Raw genomic sequence first — 7,679 nt, forward strand, 5'->3', positions numbered from 1 at the left:
GATTTCCCGATTTTTTGCGATTGCAGGAGGACGCCCCATGGCCATCCCATACCAGCCTCAACCCCGATCCCTCATCGAGATGCTGGCCCAGCGCGCCGAACACCAGGGTGAGCAACTGGCGCTGCGCTTTCTCGGCGACGGCAGCGAAACCACCGAACTCTATACCTACGCCCAACTCGATGCCCGGGTCCGCCACCTGGCCGCCTGCCTGGGCCAGCACACGGTGAAGGGCGACCGGGTGCTGCTGCTGATGACCAACGGCCCGGACTACATCGTGGCGTTTTTCGCCTGCCTGTATGCCGAGCTGATCGCCGTGCCCGCCTATCCACCGGAACGCAATCGGCAGTTCCACACCGAACGCCTGCAAGGCATGGCCATGGATGCCGAGCCTTCGCTGATCCTGTGCGAGCAGGCGGCACTGGATGCCTCGCTGGCGTTGCGCGATGGCTTGACCCTGGCAAGCGCGCCGGTGGTCGCCAGCGTCCAGGACCTGGAGTCGCAACCGAGGCGAAGCTGGCAGCCGCGCGAGGTATCGGGCGAGGCCATTGCCATGCTCCAGTACACTTCCGGATCCACCTCCGAGCCCAAGGGCGTCGAAGTCACCCACGCTAACCTGCTGGACAATCAGCGTCTGCTGCAGATGGGGTTCGGCAGCCGCCCGGGCGACGTGTTCGTCAGCTGGCTGCCGCTGTACCACGACATGGGCCTGATCGGCGGCATGCTGCAGCCGATCTACGCCGGCGCGCCGCTGGTGTTGCTGACCACCCAACACTTTCTTGCGCGCCCGGCACGCTGGCTGGAAGCGATCCACCGTTATGGCGGCACCTTGAGCGGCGGTCCGGATTTCGCCTTCCGCCTGTGTACCGAAAGCGTGCGCGACAGCCTGCTCGCCGAGCTGGACCTGAGCCGGTGGCGTGTGGCGTTCTGCGGCTCCGAGCCGGTACGCGCCGATACCCTGGCCGATTTCGTCGAGCGCTTCTCTGCGGCCGGTCTGGCGGCGACGACGCTGCATCCCTGCTATGGGCTGGCGGAAGCGACCCTGATGGTCACCAGCAACATTCGCGGCGGGCCTTACTACACGCTGCATGTGGACCACGAAGCGCTCGCCCAGGGTCGAGTGGCGCCCGACGCCGATGGCACCGAAGTGGTCAGCAGTGGGGGCTTGCTGTTCGACGACCAGGTGCGCCTGATGGATCCGCATACGCTGGAGCCCGTCGCAGACCATACCGTCGGTGAAATCTGGGTGCGCGGCCCCAGCGTCGCTCGCGGTTACTGGCGTAACCCCGAGGCCACGGCGAAGACCTTCCTCGATCGACCGGACGGACGCTGGCTGCGCACCGGCGACCTGGCGTTTCTCTACAACGGTGGCCTGTTCATCACCTCGCGGGCCAAGGACGTGATCATCATTCGTGGCCAGAACCGCTACCCGCAGGACATCGAGAAAGCCGTGGAGCAGGGCGTCGACGCGGTGCGCAAAGGTCGCGTCGCGGCCTTCCCGGTGCAGATCGACGGCCGCGAGTGCATCGGTATCGCGGCCGAGATCGGTCGCAGCACGCAGAAGAAATTCGACCCGCAGACGTTGATCGAGGCCATCGACCGCGTGGTCAGCGACACCCAGCAGGAACCAGCCAGCATCATCGCCTTGCTGGAACCGGCGGCCTTGCCCAAGACCACCAGCGGCAAGCTGCAACGCTCGGCCTGCCGCCAGCGCCTGGAAACCGGCGAGCTGGGCGCCTATCACGTCTACCACCGCCCGTTGACGGACACCTGCGCAAGCGGCTCGGGAGATGCGCCCCAGGGCCAGACCGAGCAGCGTCTGGCCGCCATCTGGTCCGAGGTGCTCGAAGCGGGCGAGATCAGCCGCGACGATGTCTTTCTCGCCAAGGGCGGTCATTCCCTGGCAGCGGTGCAGGTGGTCGCGAGGGTGCGCAGTGAGTTCGACGTCGAGCTGCCGCTCAGTGCGCTGTTTGCCGCCAAGCCCCTTGCCCAGGTCGCAGCCATGGTGGACGCTGCGCCGCGCCTGGCGGCTGGGGTGCCACTGGAACCCCTGGCTATCAGCGGTCCCCACGCCATGTCGCCGGTGCAGCGCAGTTTATGGCTGGCCCAGCAGTTGGGCGGCGAGCAGGGGCGTGCGGCGTACAACATGGTTGCGCAGCTGCGGCTGTGCGGTGAGCTGCGACCCGACGCCCTGCACGGCGCCTTGAATGATCTGCTGCAGCATCAGGCGAGCCTGCGCAGCGCCTTCGTGCCAGGGCCCGACGGGGTGGCGCGCGTGCACTACGTCGACCACCTCGAACTGGCCTTGCCGCTGCTCGACCTGAGCGGGCTGCGCGATGCGGAACAGAGCACCGCCCTGGCCATGGCCGAAGCCGAAGCCGCCGGGCAACCCTTCGATCTGCAGCAGGCGCCGTTGCTGCGCGTCACCCTTGTGCGCCTGAACGATCGAGAGCACCGGCTGCTGCTGAGCCTGCATCACCTGATCGGTGATGGCTGGTCGTTCGGCGTACTGGTCCAGGCGCTGGGCGTCTTGTATCAGGCGCGCTTGACCGGTGGCGAAGCGGCGTTGCCGCCGCTGACCCTGCACTACAGCGATTACGCGGCATGGCAGAACGCCAAGGAAGGCAGCGTCGAGCGCCAGCGGGACTGGGATTTCTGGTCGGAGTACCTGAGCCGTGCGCCACAGCACCTGGCCTTGCCCACCGACCGCCCGCGTCCGGCGACGCCGCAGAGCGACGGCGCCAGCGTGACCTTCCAACTGAGCGCCGAGCAGGTGGCCCGTGCCGAAGCTCTCGGCCAGGCCCACGGTGCCAGCCTGTTCATGGTCCTGCGTGCTGCCTTCGACTGGTTGCTGCATCGCGTCACGGGGCAAAACGATCTGGTCTACGGCACCGACATCGCCGGTCGGCCCAGGGCGGAGCTGGAAAAGCTCATTGGCTTTTTCGTCAACATCGTCCCGTTGCGCGCTCGGGTCGATGCGCAGCAGCCGTTCAGTCAGTGGCTGGCTCAGGTCAGGGAGGATTCCCTGGCGGTCTTCGAACGGGCAGATCTGCCCTTCGAACAGATCGTGGAGGCCAGCGGCGTACCTCGCGAGCGTCAGCGTAACCCGCTGGTACAGGCGCTGTTCGTGCTGCACAGCATGCCCAATGGCCGGTTCGCCGTGCCGGGGTTGAGCGCGCAGCTGCTGGCCGCGCCGGCGCAGACCTCGAAGTTCGACATGGCCCTGTTCCTCACCCCTAATGCCCAAGGGCTGAGCGGGGAGTGGGTGTTCGCCACGGCGATCCTCGACAAGGCGCGGGTGCGCGCCTGGGTCGCGGCCTGGATCGACCTGATCGAGCAGGTGCTCGACGCACCCGAGCAGCCCCTGTCTGCGCTGTCCTTGGGTGCCTTGCAGCCTGCGCCCGTCGCGCCGGCCAGCGGTCGCTCGCGGTTGGAAGCCAAGCGCGACAAGCTCAAATCGTTCACCCGCCAGACCACGCCATCAGCAGCCACGCCGGCGGTACGCTGCACACCGCTGACGGCCGACAGCGAATTCCCGCTGGTGATCGAGCCGGTCAGCGCCGATCTCGATCCCTGTGCCTGGGCCAGTCAGCATCGCGAGTTCATCGAAACCCACCTGCGCCGTCATGCCGGCTTGCTGTTTCGAGGCTTCGGGTTGCACACCGCCCAGGACTTCGAGGCGTTCGCCGAGGCCATCCAGCCGGGTCTGTATGGCGCCTATGGCGACCTGCCGAAGAAGGAGGGCGGGCGCAACACCTACCGCTCCACGCCTTACCCCGAGCGGCAGATGATCCTCTTTCACAACGAGAGCGCCCACCTGCGCCGCTGGCCGCGCAAGCAGTGGTTCTTCTGCGAGCTGCCATCGCCCGTGGGCGGTGCCACCCCGATCGTCGACTGCCGCGCCATGTACCGCGCTTTGCCGACTGAGCTGGCCGAGACCTTCGAGCGCAAGGGCTTGCTGTACGTGCGCACCTTTACCCCCGGTTTCGATGTGGATTGGCGCGACTTCTACAAGACCGACGATCGCGCCGTGGTCGAGGCCGCCTGCCGCGAGCAGGACGTGGCGTTCGAGTGGCTGGCCAACGGCGGCCTGCAGACCCGCACGCCGTGCCCGGCAGTGATCCGCCATCCGTTCACCGGGGAGAAGTCGTTCTTCAACCAGGTCCAGTTGCACCACGACTACTGCCTGCAAGCCGATGTGCGCCGTGACCTGCTGGGCATCGTCGGCGCCGAGCACATGCCCCGCCAGGTGTACTTCGGCGACGGCACGCCCATCGACGACGGGATCATGGAGCAACTGGGCCAGCTCTACGAAGCCTGCGCGGTGCGTTTCCAGTGGCAGCGCGGCGACGTGGCGATGCTCGACAACATGCTCGTGGCTCACGCCCGCGACCCCTTCGAAGGTCCGCGGCGAATCGTCGTGGCCATGGGCGAGATGACCGACCGCAGCGTCTTCGATGGCGCTGCCGCAGACACCGACGAGCGCTCGGGCCAGATGGCCGGCCTCTCTGTTCAAGGATATTCGCAATGACCGACCTGAGCCTCGATTCAAGCGCGCTGCACACCTTTGCTCTGAGCCCCGAACAGCAGGCGTGCCTGCTGGGCCGCGATCCGTCGCGCCCTGATGCGGGCAGCCATCGCCTGCGCATCGCCGTGAACGCCTCGCAGGGGCCGGCCACCTTTGCAGCCGCGTTGCAATGCTATGCGGCTGGTCAGCCCGTTCTCGGAACGCGCTGGCTGCAGGTGCCCGGCTTCCTCGGCTGGCGCCAGACCTGCCCCAGCCAGGGCCATGCGGTGCGTTGGGTGGAGCTGGACGCCACCGCGCCGGCGTTGACGCTGGAGGAAGGGGAGGTGCTGGCGGTCAGTTGGCGAGCCCTGTCTCAGGACCGCTGCGAGGTGGAATTCGTGGCGGCTGCCCTGGCCCTCGATCCGCCCAGCCTGGAGCGGCTGGCCGCCGATGTGCTGGCATCGGTGGAGGGCCGCACGCCGGTCTCCAGCGATGTGGACTATGAGCAGTATGTGCAGTGGCGCCAGGACATGGCCGCCGACGAAGACGCTGCCCAGGGTCGGGCCTATTGGCAGCATGCCGAGGTCGACCCTGCCCGCGGCAACGCGCTGCACCTGGGGGTGCGTGGCAGCCCGGCGACACCGCAGGCGTCACGCCTGGACGCGCAGCTCGCCGTACCCCTGTCGACCCTGGGCGCCGCCCAGGCCGTGGCGGAGGCCTTGGGGCAACCACTGGACTTCGTTCTGCAAGGACTGTGGTGGGTGCTGTTGGGACGTTTGAGCGGGCAGCAGGCGTTCGTCGGTGGTTGGCTGCACGATTGCCGCAGCGACTACGATCACTTCGAAGACACCCTGGGGGTTTTCGAAAAAGTCCTGCCGCTGCGTGTCGAACTCGACCCTGCGGCGCTCTTCGCCCAATGGTCGCAACAGGCCGAAGGTCGTCTGGCCGATCATCTCGGCTGGCAGGAATACTGCCCGATCCAGTCACCCACCAGCACCGCGCCACTGCGGGCCGGGTTCGTCTTCGAGCACGCCCGCCTTGCGCCCGAGCAGGTGCTGGCCTACCCGAGCCGTCCGGCCTTCGAACTGCTGCTGCGCGCACGCGCCTGGGGCGGCACCCTGCACCTGGCCATCGAGGCCAGCGGGGCTGCGTACAGCGTCGCCAGCCTGGAGGGGCTGCTGGAACAACTGCGCACCTTGCTGCACACCCTGCCGGTCGATGGCGCCGTGGCCCTGGCCGATCTCAATCCGGTGGGCACGAATGAGCGCCATCGCCTGTTGGCCCTGGCCCCCAACGAGACGGCAGCGGCGGGCGAGTGGCTGCCCCAGCGGCTCGCTCGGCATGCCCGGCAGACCCCGCAGGCCATCGCCCTCAGTGATGGCCAACAGTCCCTCGATTACGCCGCGCTGCACCAGGCCGTGACTCACCGAGCCGGCTGGCTGCAAGGGCAGGGGGTCGGCGTCGGCCAGTGCGTGGCCATCGAAAGCGAGCGCTCGCTGCAGGCCGTGCTGCATATTTTCGCCGTCCTCAGCGTCGGCGCGTACTACCTGCCGCTGGAACCGAGCTGGCCCGCCGAGCGCCGCCACGACCTGCTGAGCCGTGCGGCGCCGGCGCTGGTGCTGTGTGATCCTGGATCGAGCAGCGCCAAGGGGCCTTGGCCGAGCGCGAGCCTGGTGCAGGCGGGCAGTGAAGAACCGCTGTCGTTCCAGCCGCCGCAGCTCACCGATCAGCACCTTGCGTATCTGTTGTTCACTTCCGGCTCGACCGGGGCGCCGAAGGGTGTGCTCGTCGAACACGGTGCGCTGCGCAACTATGCCCAGGCGGCCAGTGAAGCGTTGGGCCTGGCGCCTGGCATGCGTCTGGCGCTGACCAGCCCGTTGAGCGTCGACCTTGGCCATACCTTGCTGTTCGGTGCAATGCAGGTGGGCGCCGAGCTGGTCATCGCCAGTGAGGCAGATCTTGCCGAGGGCGCCGCCTTCGGCCGCTTTTTGGCCCGAGAACGCCCGGACGTGGCGAAGTTCGTACCGTCGCACTTTGCCGCGCTGCTGGACAACGGCTTGGCGCCGCTGCCCGGCACGCTGATTTTCGGAGGCGAAGCCACGCCGCGCAGGCTGGTCGAGCAACTGTACGAACACGCGCCGTCGTTGCGCCTGTTCAACCACTATGGCCCGACCGAAACCACCGTCGGTGTGCTCTACCACCCGGTGCGGGCGGACGCGCCGGATCACGATGAGCGGGTCCCGCTGAGTCGCGTGCTCGCGGGCAACCGCGTCTATCTGCTCGACGAGCGCCTGCGCCTGGTGCCCACTGGTGCCCTGGGCGAGCTGTACATCGGTGGTGCGCAGTTGTGTCGTGGCTATCTGGACCAGGTCGATTCCGACCGTTTCATCGACGATCCCCTCCACCCAGGCCAGCGCCTGTATCGCTCCGGGGATCTGGGTCGCTACCGCGCTGAAGGTGGCCTGCAACTGGTGGGACGCCGGGATGATCAGGTCAAGTTGCGCGGCCAGCGCATCGAGCTCGGCGAAATCGAGGCGGCGCTGCTGACCCTGCCCGGCGTCGAGCAGGCCGTTGCGCGGCTGTGGGCACCCAGTGAAGGCATGGCCAGCCTGATCGCCTACGTCGTGCTCGCCCAAGGCCAGCCCGATGATGTTCTGCAACCGCTACTCGCGGCACTGGCCGAGCGCCTGCCCGAGGCACTGTGCCCGACGCGTCTGCTCGCGGTGCCCAGCCTGCCGCGTCTGGCCAACGGCAAGATCGATCGTCATGCCTTGCCCGATCCCGGCCAGCCGCTGCGTCGGACGCCGGCGCGGGCGCCGCAGAACGAGTTGCAAGCCTGCCTGCGCGATGCCATGGCCGACCTGCTGGGCTGTGCACCTGCGACGCTGGGTGTGGACGACGATTTCTTCGAGGCCGGCGGCCACTCGCTGCTGGTGATCAAGCTGGTCGCGCGCCTGCGCACCCTGTTCAAGCTCGAGGTGCCACCGGGCCTGGTGTTCGACCACCCCGACGCCGCCCGCCTGGCCGCCGCCCTTGGTGAACTCGCCGATCCGGCGCGCCTCGAGAAGATCGCCCGCCTGCGCCGAGAGCTGGACAGCGTGAGCGACGAAGAGCGCGCCAACCTGCGCGCCCAGGCCGTGGCCGCCAAAGGGTTGGCCGCCCACTGACACCGGGC

The 7,679-nt window shown here is 68.0% G+C and carries 2 protein-coding genes; both read left to right on the forward strand.

Translation table 11 applies throughout. The features are described from left to right. Window positions 1–37: 37 nt before the first annotated feature. Window positions 38–4,528, forward strand: coding sequence for a condensation domain-containing protein (locus ABMD26_RS20710; RefSeq protein ID WP_354311501.1), 4,491 nt, complete (start codon window positions 38–40; stop codon window positions 4,526–4,528). Next, the gene (locus ABMD26_RS20715; protein ID WP_354311503.1) at window positions 4,525–7,671 is read left to right on the forward strand and encodes a non-ribosomal peptide synthetase; all 3,147 of its coding nucleotides are present in this window, start codon (window positions 4,525–4,527) and stop codon (window positions 7,669–7,671) included. Before ABMD26_RS20710 ends, ABMD26_RS20715 begins: the two co-directional genes overlap by 4 nt. Window positions 7,672–7,679 lie beyond the last annotated feature (8 nt).

The organism is Pseudomonas sp. PvP001 (assembly GCF_040546375.1).
Taxonomy (GTDB): domain Bacteria; phylum Pseudomonadota; class Gammaproteobacteria; order Pseudomonadales; family Pseudomonadaceae; genus Aquipseudomonas; species Aquipseudomonas coleopterorum.